Origin of the sequence: Streptomyces sp. HUAS ZL42 (genome assembly GCF_040782645.1) — a bacterium.
Taxonomy (GTDB): Bacteria; Actinomycetota; Actinomycetes; order Streptomycetales; family Streptomycetaceae; genus Streptomyces.
Genome location: NZ_CP160403.1, coordinates 6,219,031 through 6,236,196 on the forward strand (window position 1 = coordinate 6,219,031; position 17,166 = coordinate 6,236,196).

Here is a 17,166-nt window from a genome sequence, read left to right on the forward strand (position 1 = left end):
ACCCGGACGCCCGCCCCACAGCCGTGATCAGGACTACGGCGTGACCTTCTCGATGGCCACGTTGCCGACGCCCGCGACCGTGCCGCGCGCGTTGACCAGCTGGACCTGACCGAAGAACGCACGTCCCTCGGGCGCGGCCGCGGCGGCCGTGACCGTGGCGGACACGTTCGCGGAGGCGCCCGTGGCGAGCTTCACCGGCGTCGACTCGTCGACGGTGACGGTGCCCAGGGACGCGGAGAAGAACACGTCCCGGTAGTCGTACTCGGTGGAGCCGGCCGGGACCGCGTAGCCCACGACTTCGATGGTGTAGGTACCGGCGGCGGGCGAGGCGACGGAGACCGCCTCCTCCGAGTCGCCGTCGGCGGACTGGCCGACCTGCGTGCCGTTGGCGTCGTAGACCGTCAGGTCGAGGTCGGCGGAGGCGTCGGAGACGTTGCCGATGACGACGTCGAGCGACTTGGCGCCCGCGGGCACCTCGACCGTGGTGGTCCGGGTCTCGCCCTCCTTGATCGTCGGGCGCTCCGTCTTGGACGAGCCGAGCGGGCCGCCCACCAGCTTGCCGTCGATCGCGGCGAAGCCGTTCGTCACCTTCCAGGAGGCGGCGGCCGGGGTGCCGACCTTGGCCTCGGGCACGGTCACGGTCTCCGGGTCGAAGGCCGCGCCGAGCACGGTGACGTCCAGCTTGTACGGGTTGTCGAGCAGCGGCGACGTACGGCGCGACTCGACCTCGATCTCCCAGACACCGGCCTGCGGGTCAGCGTACGAACGCACGTCGGGCTTGCAGCCGTTGCCGTCGAGGTAGTTGTTGTAGCAGTACGGAGTGCCGGTGGTGTCGGACGGAACGCCGTACGGGTGGATCGCGATGAACCGGGTCTGGCTCTTGCCCTTCAGCCCGCCGATCGCGACCTCGAGGGACTTGGCGCCCTCGGGGACGGTCACGAAGTACGACTGCGAGCTGTTGCGCTGCACGCTGTTCGACGCGGAGAAGCTGTAGTTCAGCGGCGCCGAGACCACGACCGTGGTGAGGATCTGCTTGTCGACGCCCTCGGTCTTCGGGTCGTCGACCTCGAGGATCGCGCTCTTGAGGCCCGCGGACTTCGGAGCGGCCTGGACCTTGACGGTCACCGGCTGGTTGAGCGGCAGCTTCACCTCGTCCGAGCCGACGATCTTGAAGGTGCCACCGGCGTTGTTCTCGAAGTCCAGCTCGTGCCGGATCGCCTTGTCCGCGCCCGACGTACGGGTGATGGTGACGTCGTACGTCTTCTTCTGGCCGGCCTTCAGGCCGCCCTCGCGGTCGTACAGGCCGGTGCCGAAGCCCGGCGTCTTCAGCGCGAAGTCGATCGCGGTGTCGACCGGGGCCTTCACCGTGTAGTCGTGCGCGGTGGCGCCGTCCTTGATGGCGTCCCAGGCGTCCACGATGTTGATGAGGCCCGCGCCCTCCTCGTACGCCTGCACACCCTTGATGTGGTCGGCGGTCGAGGTCAGCGCCGTGCGCAGGGTCGCCGGGGTGAGGGCGATGCCCTTCTGCTTGGCGGCGGACAGCAGCAGCGCGGACGCGCCCGCGGCCTGCGGGGAGGCCATCGAGGTGCCCTGCAGCATCGAGTAGCCGGCCGGCAGCGAGTAGCCCGCCTCGGCGACCGGGGAGCCCGGCAGCCAGGTCTGGGTGGTGTTGATCGAGGCGCCCGGCGCGGACAGCGTCGGCGTGAAGCCGCCGTCCTCACGCGGACCGCGCGAGGAGAAGGGCAGCATCGCGTACTTCTTCTCCACGACCGAACCGTAGTTGGAGGCCCAGGTCGCCTTGGAGATGGTCGCGCCGACCGAGATCACCTTGTCGGCGAGGCCGGGGTCGCCGATGGTGTTGGCGCCGGGGCCGGAGTTGCCGGCCGAGATGACCAGCTGGACGCCGTAGGTGTCGATGAGGCGCGTGTACAGCTCGGCGCGCGCGTTGTTGCCGTCGTTCAGCGCGGGCAGGCCGCCGATCGACATGTTGACGATGTCGACGCCGCGGTTGACGACGAGGTCGATCATGCCCTCGGTGAGCGCGACGTTGGTGCAGCCGCCGGTCCAGGTGCAGGCACGGGACGAGACGATCTTCGCGCCCGGGGCCGCGCCGTTCATCCTGCCGCCGAACAGGCCGTTGGCGGCGGTGATGCCGGCGACGTGCGTGCCGTGCTCGGACTCGATGACGCCGATGTTGACGAAGTCGGCCTTCTTGCCGACCCAGTCGCCGCCGAACGGGTCCATCGGCACGTCCTTGCGGATCTGCACGACGAACGGCTGGCGCTCGACCACGTCGGTGGACGGGTTGTCGGTGCCGAAGTAACCGACCTGGAAACCGTCCTTGTACGGCTTCAGAACCTCGTCGTCGCCGAAGTCGAAGTTGTTGTTCAGGTCGACGCGGACGGTCCCCGCCGCCGCGTCGTACAGCACGCCCCACGAGTCGGTGGTGTCGCCGTCGCGGTTCGCGTCGCCCTTGGCGTCGCCGCCGGTGGTGGCGGACTCGCGGAACAGGCTGATCTGGTACGACCCGGCGGGCGCCGTCCAGCTCTTGCCGCCGTAGGTGAAGGCGGGGCCGGAGACGGCGGTCACCATCGGGCGCCAGGTGGCGTCGCTGTCGAGGATCGGGTCGGTCGCGGTCACCCAGTCGACGATCTTGCGCTCGCCGGTGGTGGTCTTCTGCAGCGCCGGGTGGCCGAGGTCCACGCCCGAGTCGAGGATGCCGATGGTGATGCCGCGGCCGTCCGCCTTCTTGTGGTCCTTGACGAAGTTGACGGCGCCCGTCTCGAAGGACGGGTTGTACGGGTTCTCGGCGGGGGTGTACTTGCCGGGTGCCGGGTAGGTCGCCGTGGACGTGCTCGCGGCCCCCTTCGCGGTGTCCGCGGCCGGCGTCGGGTCGTCGAGCTGGATCTCCTGCCGCAGGTCGATCGCGTGCACGGAGGACAGCTTCGCGGCGGCGGCGATGGCCGCGTCCGCCTTGCCGGTCGGGACGGTGGCGCGGACGTAGCCGAGCTTGTCGTAGGTCTGGCCCACGGAGCCGCCCTTGACCGCGTCGAGCTTCTCGGCGACCTGCTCGGTCTGGCCCGCCGCGGTCGCGACCATCAGCGTGACGGTCTTGTCGCCGGCGGCCTTGGCCTCGGCGAGCAGGTCGGCGTCGTCGGCGCCGAGCTTGTCGTGAGCGGCCTTGACGGCCGGGTCGGCGGCGGCCGGGCTCTGGTCCGCGGAGAAGGCCATGGGTATCGGCCCTGCCGCGGACAGCGCGGCGACCAGGCCCGCGGCCACGGCTGTGCGGGCCACGCGTCTGGCGCCCGGTATCGGTTCGCGCTGGGGGGTGGAGGTCATCGGCATCCCTTGTACGTAAAGGAACGTGCGTCGAGCGACCGGGCCCGATGGGCCCCGGTCTCGGTCGTCCGGAATACGACCCCGGACGATCGCACAGCTTTACCCAAGGGACAGTTGTTTGGGGAGGGTTGACCGAAACGATATGGATGTATGGGGAAAACCCGCGATGCGCTTTGGGGTGATGAGTCCTGAATGGCGACAAGTCGCCCGGCGTCCCGGGCTTCCGGAAATACTCGCCTGCCGATCCGGACCCGGCGGGTTAACGTCCGTACGTGCGAAAGAACTTGAGGGTGGCGGCCTACGCCGTGTGCGTCCGTGACGGCCAGGTCCTGCTCGCCCGCTCGCCCGCACCCGACGGCGCCCCCGAGTGGGTCGTGCCCGGCGGAGGCATGGAGCACGGCGAGGACCCGTACGACACCGTCGTGCGCGAGGTGGAGGAGGAGACCGGCTACCGCATCGAGGTGACCGGCCTCCTCGGCGTCCACTCGAACCACTTCACCGTCCCGCGCCGTGGCCTGCGCCGCGCGACCGACCACCACGGCGTACGGCTGGTCTACGAGGGCCTGGTCGTCGGCGGCGAACTGCGCTACGAGGTGGGCGGCTCCACGGACCTGGCGGCCTGGCAGGATCTGGACACGGTGCCGTCGCTGAGGCGGGTCGGGCTGGTCGACACGGCGCTGCGGCTGTGGCGCGAGCGCCCGACGGCGGGACGGCTCGCGCTCCCCGAGGGATAGGTTCACTACCCCGCGAGATGAACGCGCAGTGACCGCCTCCCGGCCGTGCGCGGAGCGGCCGTGAACGCCTGGTGTTTGCCGAGATCCACGTACGGAGATCGGTGTTGCGCGTTGCCGCCTCGTTCACGCACAGGTCATTCCCGGTGCCAAGCATCCAGAGCGAGCGGGCCGTTCGCGACAGCGACCGCCCGCGACCACTGCCGACGCGTTCGCACTCGGGGAGATCGCGCCATGTCGCGCATACGCTCTGTCGCCGGCTCCGTGCCGGTGGTCAACCGCCGTACCGTCCTCGCCGCCACCGCCGCCGTGTCCGTCTCCGCGGGCGTCGGCTACGCCCTGCGGCCCACCGACAGCCAGGCAGCCCCCGCTCCCGCCCCGGCCCATGCCCACGAGGCGCAGGTGGCGCAGTCCCGGAAGGCCCCCGCGGCCCCCCTGGCCCCGTACACCAAGGGCACCACCCTCGCCACGGTCGCCGCCCCGCGCTCCGGATCCGGTTACCGCCGGCTCGGCAGCGGCCCCGGCTGGCAGCGCGTCGTCCGCCGCGAACTGGCCGCACCCAGGGCGGGCCGCGCCGGACGCCGTACGACACTCGCCGCGTTCGTCCAGCTCACCGATCTGCACCTCATCGACAGCCAGCACCCGCTGCGGCTGGAGTACTTCTGCGCCGGCGACCCGCGCGCCTGGCGCCCGCACGAGGCGCTCACCGTGCAGGGCGCGGTCTCGCTCGTCGAGCGGATCAACGCGCTGCGGGGCGCCCCCGTCACCGGCTCGCCGCTGCACTTCGCCGTGACCACCGGCGACAACACCGACAACAACGCGCGCACCGAACTGGAGTGGTACCTGAAGGTGATGAGCGGCGGCCGCATCACCCCCAACTCCGGTGATCCGCTGCACTACGAGGGCGTGCAGAACAGCGGCCTGAAGCTGTACTGGCAGCCCGACCACGCGGTACGCGACGCCTACAAGCAGCAGGGCTTCCCGCACGTGGACGGCTTCCTCGCGGCCGCGATCCGCGAACTGCGCAGCCCCGGCCTCAACCTGCCCTGGTACTCCACGGTCGGCAACCACGACTCCCTGCCGCTGGGCTGCTACGCCCACGGCGACCCCTACCTCACCGAGTACGCGACCGGCGGCAGGAAGCTGATGAACGCCGGCGCGGCCGAGACCGTGAAGCTCCGGCAGAGCATCAGCTACGCCAAGGACCCCGAGGGAACCGGCTTCCGCGACTTCCTCAAGGCCCACGCCCGGGACATGCGCTCGGTCACCCCGGACGAGCGCCGCGCCCCGTACGCCCCCGCCGACTGGCTCAGGGCCCATCTGGACCCCGCGTACCGCGGCCCGGGCCCGGTGGGACACGGCTACTCGACGGCCAATCTCGACGCGGGTACCCAGTACTACACCTTCCAGGTCGCCGACGACGTCATCGGCATCAGCCTCGACACCACCGACCCGGGCGGCCACTACAACGGCTCCATCGGCACGGCCCAGCTGAAGTGGCTGGACAGGACGCTGCGCGACAACAAGGACGCGTACGCCGTCGTCTTCAGCCACCACACCAGTACGACGATGCAGAACACCCGCCCCGACCCGTCCCGCCCGAGCGAGCACCGTCACGACGGCGCCGAACTGACCGCCCTCCTCGCGAGCCACCGCAACGTTCTGGCCTGGGTCAACGGCCACATCCACCAGAACCGCATCACCCCGCACGCGGCCCCCGACGGCCGGTCCTTCTGGGAGATCTCCACCGCCTCCCACGTCGACTTCCCCCAGCTCGCCCGCGTCGTCGAGCTGGTCGACAACAAGGACGGCACGCTCTCCGTCTTCACCACCCTCATCGAGTCCGCGGCCCCGCACCGCACGGACCACACCGACCTCTCCCAGACCGGCCTGGCCGCCCTGTACCGCGAGCTGTCCTACAACGCCCGCTCCGGCGACACGCTGCTGATGGGCGGGGCGGACGACCGCAACACGGAGCTTGTGCTGAAGAAGGGCTGAAACGCAGCGACGCGGTGATCGAGGGTGAGTTCTGCGGCGAGTTGCAGTCACGAAGCATCGTGTTCATTCGTACGTAACGTCCGTACCGCCTCATATCGGCTAACCCGCACTTCACGGGGATGGCTTGATATGTGTGCTAGGCGGGTGATCGTGTGCGCTCTGGACACGGACTGCGTGTGCTGTCGGTCTACGACGGCTTCTTCTCCGGCGGGGCACGGATCGTGCACACCGACGTCCTGCTGGGCCTCCGGGAGGGCGGGCAGCACCACCGGGTGCTGAGCGTCCACCAAGAGGTGCACCGCGAGACGACACGTCAGCGGATGGAGGACGACGCCTGCTACGGCGCGCTGACGGAGGCCGGCGTGACGGTCTCGTCGCTCGGCCGTACGTACGGCCCGGGCAGTGATCCGGCCACATTCAGCGGGCCGGAGCTGGCCGAGACGGCACGGTCCATGGCCGAGGCGGACGTCGTCCTCTCCCTCAAGGAGCAGCCCCTCGGCCTCCTCAACCAGGCGGGTCTGCCGCGCCGCCCGGTCGTGGTCTGCCTGCACCGCTCGGACCCGGAGAACCAGGGCCCGGCCCTCGACGACCTGAAGGCCGCCATCGCCGACGGCACGGTGGCGGCCTGCGTCTGCTGCGCCGAGTCGACGCGGGCGGCGTACGAAAGGGCCGGCATCCCGGCCGGGCTGCTGCACGTGATCCCCAACGGGGTGGACCTCCTCCGCTTCCGCCCCGACCCGGCTCGCCGGCTGGCCTTCCGGACGGTCCTCGGCATCCCGGACACGGCACCGGTGGTCGTCTTCGCCGCCCGCTACGACGGCATGAAGAACGTGCCGCTGTTCCTGAGGGCGGCCCGGGAGTGGCTCCGGCACGAGCCGGAGGGGCATGTGCTGATGTGCGGGGCGGGCATGACCGGGGCGGAGGCGAATCCGGCGCTCGACGCGGACATCGAGGTCGCGTTCGGGACGGAGCGGAGTCTCACGGCCGGCCGGCTGCACCGGCTCGGCGTACGGCGGGACATGGAGACGGTGTACGCCGGCTCCGACGTCGTCGCCCTGACCTCGTCCTGGGGCGAGGCGGCCCCGCTCTGCCTCATCGAGGGCATGATGTGCGGCGCGGTGCCCGTGGCCACGGACGTGGGCGACACCGCGGCGATCGTGGCGGGGCACGGCATCCTGACCGCGCAGGACCCGGCGACGATCGCCCGGGCCTGGACGGACGCGGTCGCGTCCCGCGCGGACTTCGCCCCCGCCCTCACCGCGAGCCGTGAACGCTTCAGCCGCACACGCATGATCGCGTCGTACGCGGCCCTGATCGACCGCGTGCACACCGGCTCGGCCACCAGGCCGACGCTGCCGGAGCCGCTCTGACGGGCGGGGGAACCGGATCCGCCCGGGACGCTGTCAGTGGGATCGGCTTGGATGGCGGTCATGTCCGTCCATGAACTGATCCGCCGACTGCCTGCGATCCCGGTCGTCCGGGACCGCTGCCGCGCCATGGCCATGCTGGATGCCGTGATGAGCCCCGAATGGGAATCCCGGTACTACTCGTTCGCCTCCCGCTGGTCGCCAACCGAGGAAGTGGCGTCCATGCGCGATGGGTCCGGCAACGAGTACTCGATCGTCTTCTCGCCGGCGGGGGCCTACGCCCGCGGCTTCGACCACGAGTCGCCGATGAGTCCGTACCGGGAGACACCGCCGACACCGTGGCCGGGACTGTTCGACGGGCTCCCCGAGGCGTTCCGTCCGCATGTCGCGGAGCCCGCCTTCACCGACGAGACCGAGACGCCGGTGGTGACAGTGTGCTTCTGGCGAGAGGTGAGCGACGTCGAGTGGAGAGCGGGAAACCCCGGTCCCCTTCCGCATGGAGCGGACGGCGACGGCAGCACCGAGTGGCTCTTCGACGTCCTTCTCGACGGCCGTCCGGAGGCGTACCAGCAGTTCGCGGAGGACTACTACGAGACCGGGGTGGACCTCGAGGCCGTACGTCACGTGTACGCGCTGCGCCCCCTCACGCAGAGCGTCGTGTCGGCGCTCAATCCGGAGGTCGACCTACCCGGCCTCGAGGAGGACATTGCGCAGATCGGGTATCCACGCGGCGCGCACGCCTGAGTCGTTCGGCGTCAAGATCGGGCGTGCGCCTGCCGCCGCAACCTCGTGCCCGTCGAGCGGCCGGTGACGGTGTCGTAGGGGACGTGGCAGGTGAAGCCGGGTCGCAGGCGGCCGGGGTGTTCCTCGCCCACCTCGTCCAGTTGGAGGCCGGGGCACTCCGGCGCGCCGTCGGCCGCCCTGCCTCTCGCCAGGGTGATCAACCCCCACAGGAGCGGGAGCAGGAACAGCACCAGTAACACGCCTCTCAGCTTCATGCCGCCCTACCCAACCACCTGCGCCCGGACATGAGGAGGGGCCGCCGATGCGGTCCGGCGGCCCCTCCACTCCCCTCCTGCTGGTGGTCCCGTCCGTCACCGGGGCAGGATCACGACGTACGCGGCCGGTTCGCGGTCGCCGGACGCCATCAGCGCCGTACGGACCACGGCCGCCTGTTGCTCCATCGCGTCCCGTAGCTTCCTCGGCGTGATGTGGACGACCGTGATGCCCAGGCGCTCCAGGTGCTCGCGCTTGCGGGCGTACTCCGACCACCGGGCGTCCTCGTCGGGGCGGGGGGCGCGGGTGTCCAGCTCCAGCGCCACCGCCTGCTCCGGCCAGTACGCGTCCACGCCGCCCAGGAAGGGGCCGCCCGGCAGGCGCAGGTCCACGTTCCAGACCGGCTCCGGGAGGGCGAACTCGCGCACCATCCGGTACAGGCGGTCCTCCGCGATCGCGCGTCCCTCCGCCAGCAACGAGTCGACCGCGTCCACCACGTGCGGGCGGCTCAGCAGCTTCGCCTGGTTCAACTCCCTTACCACTGCCGCTGGTTCGCAGTGTCCGGCCCGTACCGCCTCCGTCAGCAGCCGGCGTACGGCGTCCGCGTCCGTCAGTTCCGACACCGCGTCCGCCAGGGCGCGCGGCACGGGGGCGACGGGGAGGCCGGTGACCTGTTCCGGGGTGGGCAGCGCCGCAGTGCGGACGATCCGCGCGCAGCCCGTCGAACGCAGGCGGCGCAGCCGGGGGACCAGGACGTCGATCGTCGCCAGGGACAGCAGTGGGGGCGTCGACGTGAAGCCGTGGAGGGTGAGGGCGGCCAGACCCGTGATCACGGCTTCCTTGTACATCGGGCGGTGGGCTTCCCAGGCGGTCGGCTGCGCCGGCACGACCCCCGGTGAGCACTCGCGCGCCGCGTAGGTCAGTACCGCGTGCAGCCGCTCCTCGCTGGTCGGCGGGCCGGGGTGGAGCAGGAACACCCCCGGGAGGAACTGCTGCCAGGGACCGCCGGGGCGGCACTGCTCGTTCGCCTCGGCGGGCGACACGCCGTGTGCCCGCAGCTCTGCCGCCGGCATGACGCGACGGTGGACCTCGGAGAGGTGGCCGAGGGGGCGGTGGGAGGCCGGGGGAAGCGGGGTGTTGTGGTTCATGCCCCCCGGATTCCCGCGCTCCGCCCCGGCTTTAACCGCTGTTACACGCTCGTCGACAAATCTGGACAAGCCTGCCCTAAAGGACGAGTGTTCGGGTGTCGAAAAGGGGCCGAAAACCCCTGGTCCATTCGGGGTGGGTCAGGGGTTACGGCTCCTATTGCCTGAATTCCGTAACGGCTACGGAGTGACCAAGCCTGGGCCAGAGGTCTTCTTATCGCCCCGCCTCGGCCCCCGCACTCGCATCGCACGCCTGCCCCCGCAGCGCCCGCGCCAGATCGTCCCGCGCCTCCACGACCAGGCGGCGAAGGGCCGGAGCCGCCCCCTCATGCGCCGCGAGCCACGCGTCCGTCGCATCGAGCGTCTCCTGCGAGTCCTGCAGCGACGGGAACAGACCGCGGACCACGTCCATGCCGATCTGGATCGACCGCTCCGCCCACACCCGCTCGATCGCCTCGAAGTACTTCACGGTGTACGGCGCCGTCAGCTCCCGCTGCGACGGCCGGGCGAAGCCCGCGATCGTCGCCTCCACCAGCGCGTTGGACAGCGCGTCCGACTCCACCACCTGCGCCCACGCCTGCGCCTTGACCGCCGCCGAGGGGCGCGCGGCGAGGCAGCGGACCTGGTGGCGCTTGCCGGACGCCGTGTCGTCGCGGGCGAGTTCGGCGGCCAGCTCCTTCTCGCCGACGACCTCGTGCACCGCCAGCGCCTCCAGAAACGCCCAGCGCAGCTCTTGGTCGATCGTCAGCCCCGGCAGGGTGACCGTGGCGTCGAGCAGACCCGTCAGCAGGTCGAAGGCGGCCGGCACGTCGGCCACGCGCGCGAAGAAACGCGCCCACGCCAGCTGATGCTCGCTGCCCGGCTCGGCGGCGTACAGCTGGAGCGAGGCTCCCTGGGCGAGCAGCCTGCCGCCCGGCTCCCGCCAGTCGGGCGCCGCGTAGTGCACGACCGCCGACTCCGCCCACGCGTGCAGCATCTGCAGCACGCCGATGTCGGACTCCCGACCCGCGAACCGCAGCACCAGATCGACGAAGTCCCGGGCCGGCAGCAGCGCGTCCCGCGTCATGTTCCACAGCGCCGACCAGCACAGGGCGCGCGCGAGCGGGTCGGTGATGTCGCCCAGCCCCCGCCTCAGCGCCGCCAGCGACGTCTCGTCGAAGCGGGTCTTGCAGTACGTCAGGTCGTCGTCGTTGACCAGCACCAGCTCCGGCGCCTCCGCGCCCGCCGGCTCCGCCACGACCGTACGAGGCCCGTCGACGTCCACCTCCACCCGTGCGTACCGCTCCAGCACCCCCGTCCCGGAACGCCGGTACAGGCCCACCGCCACCCGGTGCGGCCGAAGCTGCGGATGCGACTCGGCCGCCTCCTGCAGCACCGCGAGCTCGTCGACCCGGCCCTCCGCGTTCAGCAGCACCTGCGGGGTCAGCGAGTTCACCCCCGCCGTCTGCAGCCACGCCCGCGACCAGGCGCCCATGTCCCGCCCGCTGGTCTCCTCCAGGACCGCCAGCAGATCGCCGAGGCGCGTGTTGCCGTACGCGTGCCGCTTGAAGTAGCGCCGCGCGCCCTCGAGGAACGCGTCCTGGCCGACGTACGCCACCAACTGCTTCAGTACGGAAGCCCCCTTGGCGTAGGTGATGCCGTCGAAGTTGAGCTTTGCGTCCTGCAGGTCGCGGATGTCGGCCGTGATCGGGTGCGTGGACGGCAGCTGGTCGGCGCGGTACGCCCACGCCTTGCGGCGGTTGGCGAAGGTGATCCAGCCGTCGGTGAAGCGGGTCGCGCCGACGAGTGAGAAAGCGCCCATGAAGTCGGCGAAGGACTCCTTCAGCCACAGGTCGTCCCACCACTCCATGGTGACCAGGTCGCCGAACCACATGTGCGCCATCTCGTGCAGCACGACGTTCGCCCGGCCCTCGTACGAGGCCTGCGTCACCTTGCCCCGGAAGATGAACTCCTCCCGGAAGGTCACCAGACCCGGGTTCTCCATCGCTCCCAGGTTGTACTCGGGCACAAAGGCCTGGTCGTACTTCCCGAAGGGGTACGGGTAGTCGAAGTGGTCGTGGAAGAAGTCCAGGCCCTGCTTGGTGACCAGGAAGACGTCGTCGGCGTCGAAGTAGGGGGCCAGGCCCTTGCGGCACAGGGCGCCGAGCGGGATCTCCAGCCTCGTACCGTCCTCGAGGACGCGCTCGTACGAATCCGTCACGTAGTGGTAGGGGCCGGCCACGACACACGTGATGTACGTCGAGATGGGCTTCGTCTCCGCGAAACGCCAGACACCGTCGGACAGCTCGCCGACCCCGTTGCTCCACACCGTCCAGTCCTCCGGCGCCCGCACCTCGAAGCGGAACGGGGCCTTGAGGTCCGGCTGCTCGAAGCCCGCGAAGACGCGGCGGGAGTCGGCCGGTTCGTACTGCGTGTAGAGGTAGACCTCGCCGTCCTCGGGGTCGACGAAGCGGTGCAGGCCCTCACCGGTGCGGGAGTAGGCGCACTGCGCGTCGACGATCAGCTCGTTGTCGGCGGCCAGGTCCTCCAGGGTGATCCGGGAGCCGTCGAAGACCTCGCTCGGGTCGAGGTCCCTGCCGTTGAGGGAGACGGCCGTCACACTCGGCGCGATCAGGTCCGCGAAGCTCGTCGCGCCGGGCTCGCTGCACCGGAAGCGGATCGTGGTCACGGAGCGGAAGGTGCGCGGTTCGCCGTCCCCGTCGCCGACGGCGGAGCGCACGTCGAGGGACACGTCGTACCCGTCGACGGACAGCAGGGCGGCCCGCTCCCGGGCCTCGTCGCGGGTCAGGTTCTCACCGGGCACGGGCGGTACTCCCTCGGATGGTGTTCGGCATGCGGACAGGTGTGACAGGGCCGATCCTGCCATGTGCCCCTGACGCCGGGCAGCAGGGAAATGGGACGCGCAGGGAAGGGGGGAGGGTGGGGAATGGGAGGGGGCAGAAAGATGTTGCGGGTTCAAGGAACGTCTGTGCCCCTACTCCGTACCCAAGGAGAACCATGTCCGAGTCCGCGACCTCTTCCGGGAAGACCCCCGTCGACTTCTGGTTCGACCCGCTGTGCCCCTGGGCCTGGATGACGTCCCGGTGGGTGCTCGAGGTGGAGAAGGTCCGGGACATCGAGGTCCGCTGGCACATCATGAGCCTGGCCGTCCTGAACGAGAACAAGCTGGACGAACTGCCCGAGCAGTACCGCGAGATGCTGGCGACCCAGGCCTGGAAGCCGGTGCGCGTGGTGACCGCGGCCTGGCAGAAGCACGGCGCAGACGTCCTCGGCCCGCTCTACACCGCGCTCGGCACCCGCATCCACAACAACGGTGAGGGCCCGACCCTCGAGGCGATCGCCGGTGCGCTCGCCGACGTGGGACTGCCCGCCGACCTGATCGACTACGCCGGCCAGGAGGCCTTCGAGTTCGACGCCGAGCTGCGCGCCTCCCACAAGGAGGGCATCGACAAGGTCGGCCAGGACGTCGGCACCCCGGTCATCGCGGTCCCCGGCCCCGACGGCGAGCAGATCGCCTTCTTCGGCCCGGTCGTCACCCCCGCCCCCCGGGGCGAGGAGGCAGTCCGCCTCTGGGACGGCACGATAGCGGTCGCCTCGGTCCCGGGCTTCTACGAGATCAAGCGGACGCGGACCAAGGGCCCCGACTTCAGCAATCTGTGACAACTCCTGTGCGGGAAGGCCCCCGTGAGCCGTCCTCGCGGGGGCACCATTACCTCCATGACGGAGATAGACACCTCGGTTCCCCACTCGGCCCGCATCTGGAACTACTGGCTGGGCGGCAAGGACAACTACCCGGTGGACGAGGCGGCCGGCGACGCCTACACCGCCGTCTTCCCCGGCATCGTCACCATCGCCCGCAGCAGCCGCGCCTTTCTCGGCCGCAGCATCCGGTACCTGGTCGAGGAGGCCGGCATACGCCAGTTCCTCGACGTCGGCACCGGACTGCCCACCGTCGACAACACCCACGAGGTCGCCCAGCGCCTCGCCCCCGAGTCGAAGATCGTCTACGTCGACAACGACCCGCTGGTCCTCGCCCACGCCCGCGCCCTGCTCACCTCCACCCCGGAGGGGGACACGGCGTACGAGGACCTCAGCCTCTACGAGCCGGAGCGCATCCTGGAGGCGGCGGCGAAGACCCTCGACCTCACCCGCCCCACCGCCCTGATCCTCAGCGGCATCCTCGGACACGTCGACGGCTACGACCGGGCCCGCGACCTCGTCCGCGCGTTCCTGGCCGGACTTCCCTCCGGCAGCCATCTCTCCCTCAACGAGGGCTCCCGCGGCACCGACCCCGTTTACGAACAGGCCCAGGACGCCTACAACGAGACCGGCGCGGTCCCGTACTTCCTGCGCCCGGTCGACGAGATCGAGGGCTACTTCGAAGGACTGGAACTGGTCGAACCCGGGGTCGTCTCCGTCCCCCTGTGGCGCCCGGAGCCGGGCACGGACCCGACGCCGATCGGCCAGCACGGCGGCCTGGGCCGCAAGCCCTGAGCCGACAGGAAGGCGCCCTCACGTGACACACGTGAGGGCGCCTTGCTGCGGCGGTCGGTCACGCGGCGACCGACGGGCCAGACGCGCGCCGTCCGTTTGGTGAGACCCAACAGAGGGTGCAGATCTCTCCCGAGTAGCCGAGGCCACCCCACCTCAGTGACCATCATCACGCCATATCACGTGTAACCGCCACGCTTTGTGGGGAGCCCACCAAGCCCCCGATCAAGCCTTTGTCGACCACCGACGGTGATCGGCCCGAGACTCCTGGGATAGCGTCACGCCGTCCCCAACTGCCCAGACCCCGCCGGAGTCCCCATGAGCACCGCCGCCGCCCCCGCCCGCACCGGAGAGGTCCTCGCCGACCTGCTCCCCGCCTCCCGCGTCCGGGACATCGCGCTGGTGCTCGGCGGCGCCGCGCTCACCGGCCTCGCCGCCCAGATCTCGATCCCCGTCCCGGGCTCCCCGGTGCCGGTGACCGGCCAGACCTTCGCCGCGCTGCTCGTCGGCACGGCCCTGGGCGCGGGCCGGGGCTTCCTCTCGCTCCTCGTGTACGCGCTGGCCGGCCTGGCCGGTGCGCCGGTGTTCGCCGGCGGGTCCTCCGGGGTGGCCCCCTCCTTCGGCTACATCGTCGGCATGGTGCTCGCGTCCGCCGCCGTCGGCGCGCTGGCCCGGCGCGGCGCCGACCGCAACGTGTGGCGCACGGCGGGCACCATGCTGCTGGGCGAGGCGATCATCTACGCCGTCGGTGTCCCGTACCTGGCCCTGGCCACCGGCATGTCGGCGAGTGCCGCCGTCGCGGCCGGCCTCACCCCGTTCCTCATCGGCGACGCCCTGAAGGCGGCCCTGGCGATGGGCGTACTGCCCACCGCCTGGAGGCTCGTCAGGCGCTGACGCCGTAGTTCCTGCGGAAGAGGTTCGCCGGGTCGTACTGCGACTTCAGCCCGGCGAGCCGCTTCGCCGTCTCCGCGTCGTACAGCCCCTCGGCCCGATCGCCGGCCCCGAACGCGAAGTTGAGCGCCCGGCCGAGCGAGTCCGGCGCGAGCAGGGCGAAGGCGGGGTCGAGCAGGGCACGGGCCTTCTCCCGCTCACCCATGGTCAACAGCCGTACCAGGAAACGCCCTTCGCGGTACGGCACCGAGTTCGGCGCGGGCCGCGCGAGCGCACCGCCCAGGTGGTTGATCTGCACGACGCACATGGCCCCGGCGTCGGGCCCGGTACGGCGCAGCAGCTCACCGGCCCTGTCGACGTCCAGCTCGCCCAGCACCGAGCTGTCCCCGTAGTACGCGTGCGGGAAGTCCGGGTCGCCGTGGATGGTGTGGCTCCCGGCGTACGGCATCTCCCGCAGGGAATCGCCGAGCACCGGCCCGATCTCCCGCAGCGGGGCGACGAGTCGCTCGCCGTCGGCGCCGGTGTACGCGACGCGCACGCAGACGACGTACCGTCCGCGCAGATGCGGCGGCAGCGCCGGGATATCCGGATACGGTACGGCGGCTAAGGACGAGGTCAGGGTGGAGGGGACGGTCCGCGTCCACGCCTCGTACGCCCGCAGCACGACCGCCGGATCGACGACACGCCCGTCGAACGCGAGCGAGCCGCCGTAGAGGGTGCGGACGGGGACGAGGCCGATCTTCATCTCCGTGACGACACCGAGGGCGTGGCCGCCACCGAGCAGGCCCCAGTACAGGTCGGGGGCGGACTCCCGGGTCACATGGCGTGGACGTCCGTCGGCCGTGACGACGTCCAGGGAGCGCACATGGTCGGCCGCGTACCCGAACTCGCGGGCCAGGATGCCGAGTCCGCCGCCGAGCGTGTAGGAGACGGCGCCGACGGAAGGCGCCGAACCGTTGAGCGGGGCGAGTCCGTACGGCTCGGCGGCCGCCACGACCCGGCCCCAGCGGACGCCCGCCTGGACGCGGACGGTGCGGGCCTCGGGGTCGACGGTCACCCCGTCCATGCGGCCGGTGGTGACGAGCACGCCGCCCTCCGCGGCGCCGGGCAGCCCGTGCCCGGTGGCCTGGACGCCGATCGGCAGCTTCCCGGCGGCCGCGTACCGCACGGCGGCGACCACGTCGTCGGTGCGGGAGGCGGCGACGACGAGGGCGGGGCGCTGAGCGAACCCGGTCTGGAAACCGGCCGTCCCGTCGTCGTAGCGGGGGTCGCCGGGACGGAGGACGAGCAGGTCGGTGGTGTCGGTCGGCGAGTTCATACGGCCGATGGTGGAGGCATAACCTGACAGCCTCCGTCAGGTTATGCCTCCTTCGCTTCCGGGGGTCAGGCCTCCTGCCGTTCCGGCCGCCGCTGCGACCACCACAGCCCGGCCACGCCCGCCGCGATCAGACCGGCGCCGGCCGCGCCCAGCGGCAGGACGTCGCGTCCCACACCGGTCTTGGGCAGCTCGTCACCGCCCGGCGCCACGGGCTTGTTGTCGGTGCCGAGCAGCAGCGGTGTGGCCGGAGCGTTCGGTGACGGGTTCGTCGTACCGAACGGGACCGGGCCCTGCTGCCAGAACGTCTTCTTCCCGTCACCGGTCTGAACGGGCAGACAGATCTTTCCGGTCTTGCTCAGATCGAAGCCGGCGTCGACGTCGTAGGACTTCGACGCGCCGGCCGCGAGATTGTCGATCGGGCAGGCGAAACCGCTGTTCGACCCCGGGGGGAGATTCCCTTTCTCGATCGCCGAGCAGCCTTGAACGTTTTTGACCGTCAGGCCGTCGAAACCGACGACCAAAAGCTGGATCTTGCCGCTGTCCTTGGTCCCTTCGTTCTTCACGGTGGCCGTAATCGCCGTTTCCTGGGAGCTGTTGTCGACCGAGATCTGCTCGGGCAGCGTCGTCGTCAGCTTTACGCCCGCGGGTGCCTCGTCAACGGCCTTTCCCCCCTTGCTGCTTCCGGGTCCCTGGTCGTCGGCGCTCGCGGTGAAGGAAAAAATCATCACCGTCGAGAAAGATGCCGCGACCAGCGATCCTGCGATGGTCGTCATACGACGAGAACTCATGTTCACATCCCCCTTGCGTCCCCCTGACTGCGCCTGAATTCGCAGCACTTGAAGAGGTACCACAAGATTTCTCCGCACTATGCTGGTACGGCATGAAGTGTG

General features: G+C 70.7%; 13 protein-coding genes. 7 read left to right on the top strand and 6 right to left on the bottom strand.

Going from position 1 to position 17,166, the window contains the following annotated elements:
* Nucleotides 1-33: 33 nt before the first annotated feature.
* The gene (locus ABZO29_RS28575) at nucleotides 34-3,339 is read right to left on the bottom strand and encodes a S8 family serine peptidase (RefSeq protein ID WP_367323040.1); all 3,306 of its coding nucleotides are present in this window, start codon (nucleotides 3,337-3,339) and stop codon (nucleotides 34-36) included.
* 272 nt (nucleotides 3,340-3,611) lie between these two features.
* Between ABZO29_RS28575 and ABZO29_RS28580 the strand changes: the two genes are divergently transcribed.
* The 4 genes from ABZO29_RS28580 to ABZO29_RS28595 all read left to right on the top strand — a co-directional run bounded on the left by ABZO29_RS28580 (nucleotide 3,612) and on the right by ABZO29_RS28595 (nucleotide 8,179).
* Nucleotides 3,612-4,073: an NUDIX hydrolase gene (locus tag ABZO29_RS28580; RefSeq protein WP_367323041.1), complete on the top strand. Its 462-nt coding sequence runs from the start codon at nucleotides 3,612-3,614 to the stop codon at nucleotides 4,071-4,073.
* Nucleotides 4,074-4,304: 231 nt separating this feature from the next.
* Nucleotides 4,305-6,068, top strand: a complete 1,764-nt coding sequence (locus ABZO29_RS28585) for a TIGR03767 family metallophosphoesterase (RefSeq protein WP_367323042.1) — start codon at nucleotides 4,305-4,307, stop codon at nucleotides 6,066-6,068.
* Between the two features lie 176 nt (nucleotides 6,069-6,244).
* Nucleotides 6,245-7,438, top strand: a complete 1,194-nt coding sequence (locus ABZO29_RS28590) for a glycosyltransferase (protein ID WP_367326277.1) — start codon at nucleotides 6,245-6,247, stop codon at nucleotides 7,436-7,438.
* 60 nt (nucleotides 7,439-7,498) lie between these two features.
* A complete protein-coding gene (locus ABZO29_RS28595) occupies nucleotides 7,499-8,179 on the top strand; it encodes a hypothetical protein (protein WP_367323043.1) in 681 nt (226 codons plus the stop codon).
* An 11-nt stretch (nucleotides 8,180-8,190) separates the two neighbouring features.
* Here the strand turns inward: ABZO29_RS28595 and ABZO29_RS28600 are convergent, their stop codons facing one another.
* The 3 genes from ABZO29_RS28600 to pepN form a co-directional block, all read right to left on the bottom strand.
* Entirely contained in the window at nucleotides 8,191-8,433 is a 243-nt protein-coding gene (locus ABZO29_RS28600) for a hypothetical protein (protein WP_367323044.1), read from the bottom strand.
* A gap of 96 nt (nucleotides 8,434-8,529) precedes the next feature.
* Nucleotides 8,530-9,579 carry a hypothetical protein gene (locus tag ABZO29_RS28605; protein ID WP_367323045.1) on the bottom strand — a complete coding sequence of 350 codons (1,050 nt, stop codon included), beginning with the start codon at nucleotides 9,577-9,579 and terminating at the stop codon, nucleotides 8,530-8,532.
* A 211-nt stretch (nucleotides 9,580-9,790) separates the two neighbouring features.
* Entirely contained in the window at nucleotides 9,791-12,379 is a 2,589-nt protein-coding gene (pepN, locus tag ABZO29_RS28610; protein ID WP_367323046.1) for an aminopeptidase N, read from the bottom strand.
* Nucleotides 12,380-12,573: 194 nt separating this feature from the next.
* Between pepN and ABZO29_RS28615 the strand changes: the two genes are divergently transcribed.
* The 3 genes from ABZO29_RS28615 to ABZO29_RS28625 all read left to right on the top strand — a co-directional run bounded on the left by ABZO29_RS28615 (nucleotide 12,574) and on the right by ABZO29_RS28625 (nucleotide 14,961).
* Nucleotides 12,574-13,236: a DsbA family protein gene (locus tag ABZO29_RS28615; protein WP_367323047.1), complete on the top strand. Its 663-nt coding sequence runs from the start codon at nucleotides 12,574-12,576 to the stop codon at nucleotides 13,234-13,236.
* Between the two features lie 57 nt (nucleotides 13,237-13,293).
* Entirely contained in the window at nucleotides 13,294-14,070 is a 777-nt protein-coding gene (locus tag ABZO29_RS28620; protein ID WP_367323048.1) for an SAM-dependent methyltransferase, read from the top strand.
* Between the two features lie 315 nt (nucleotides 14,071-14,385).
* Nucleotides 14,386-14,961, top strand: coding sequence for a biotin transporter BioY (locus tag ABZO29_RS28625; RefSeq protein WP_367323049.1), 576 nt, complete (start codon nucleotides 14,386-14,388; stop codon nucleotides 14,959-14,961).
* Here the strand turns inward: ABZO29_RS28625 and ABZO29_RS28630 are convergent.
* Together ABZO29_RS28630 and ABZO29_RS28635 are read right to left on the bottom strand one after the other, a co-directional pair.
* On the bottom strand, nucleotides 14,951-16,276 hold the full coding sequence (locus ABZO29_RS28630) for an FAD-binding oxidoreductase (RefSeq protein ID WP_367323050.1): 1,326 nt from the start codon (nucleotides 16,274-16,276) through the stop codon (nucleotides 14,951-14,953). The two genes, ABZO29_RS28625 and ABZO29_RS28630, sit on opposite strands and share 11 nt — an antisense overlap.
* Before the next feature lie 65 nt (nucleotides 16,277-16,341).
* Nucleotides 16,342-17,064, bottom strand: coding sequence for an LPXTG cell wall anchor domain-containing protein (locus ABZO29_RS28635; protein ID WP_367326278.1), 723 nt, complete (start codon nucleotides 17,062-17,064; stop codon nucleotides 16,342-16,344).
* Nucleotides 17,065-17,166: the final 102 nt, after the last annotated feature.

Bases quoted from the DNA above. Each gene is read 5' to 3' on its own strand.
- ABZO29_RS28630 (WP_367323050.1), bottom strand. From the start codon at position 16,276: ATGAACTCGCCGACCGACACCACCGACCTGCTCGTCCTCCGTCCCGGC.
- ABZO29_RS28575 (WP_367323040.1), bottom strand. From the start codon at position 3,339: ATGACCTCCACCCCCCAGCGCGAACCGATACCGGGCGCCAGACGCGTG.
- ABZO29_RS28585 (WP_367323042.1), top strand. From the start codon at position 4,305: ATGTCGCGCATACGCTCTGTCGCCGGCTCCGTGCCGGTGGTCAACCGC.
- ABZO29_RS28595 (WP_367323043.1), top strand. From the start codon at position 7,499: ATGTCCGTCCATGAACTGATCCGCCGACTGCCTGCGATCCCGGTCGTC.
- ABZO29_RS28625 (WP_367323049.1), top strand. From the start codon at position 14,386: ATGAGCACCGCCGCCGCCCCCGCCCGCACCGGAGAGGTCCTCGCCGAC.
- ABZO29_RS28605 (WP_367323045.1), bottom strand. From the start codon at position 9,579: ATGAACCACAACACCCCGCTTCCCCCGGCCTCCCACCGCCCCCTCGGC.
- ABZO29_RS28635 (WP_367326278.1), bottom strand. From the start codon at position 17,064: ATGAGTTCTCGTCGTATGACGACCATCGCAGGATCGCTGGTCGCGGCA.
- ABZO29_RS28620 (WP_367323048.1), top strand. From the start codon at position 13,294: ATGACGGAGATAGACACCTCGGTTCCCCACTCGGCCCGCATCTGGAAC.
- ABZO29_RS28600 (WP_367323044.1), bottom strand. From the start codon at position 8,433: ATGAAGCTGAGAGGCGTGTTACTGGTGCTGTTCCTGCTCCCGCTCCTG.
- ABZO29_RS28615 (WP_367323047.1), top strand. From the start codon at position 12,574: ATGTCCGAGTCCGCGACCTCTTCCGGGAAGACCCCCGTCGACTTCTGG.